General features: G+C 32.2%; 1 pseudogene. It reads right to left on the bottom strand.

What is annotated here, in order from left to right:
- A pseudogene (locus CI957_RS10475) lies at nt 1–298 on the bottom strand (RNA-guided endonuclease TnpB family protein); the annotation flags it as partial.

Raw genomic sequence — 298 nt, 5'->3', positions numbered from 1 at the left:
ATAATAGTCTCCATCTTTGTGTTTTACAACTTTGGATGCTTGGTATTTCCATGAACCATCAAAATACTGTTTCGCATAGTCATAATTCAAAATGGAATATGCTTTCCTTCCGTTGATAGTGGTTATTTTAACCATATTTTCACTAATAGCAAAATCCCTTTTGTAAGAAAAGGTCATTGATGATGGCGAAAATTGTACTTTTTGCCATTTTGCCTTTTTCTGTTTATGCAATGTTTTGTAACATCCAGCAACCTGTCTTGGGATATTACAACTCATCTGGGATTTTAATTTTAATGTT

This window comes from Methanohalophilus sp. WG1-DM, from assembly GCF_004104135.1.
GTDB lineage: Archaea > Halobacteriota > Methanosarcinia > Methanosarcinales > Methanosarcinaceae > Methanohalophilus > Methanohalophilus euhalobius.
The sequence above is the reverse complement of the archived record's forward strand: the minus strand, read 5'-3'. Positions and strand labels throughout refer to the sequence as shown.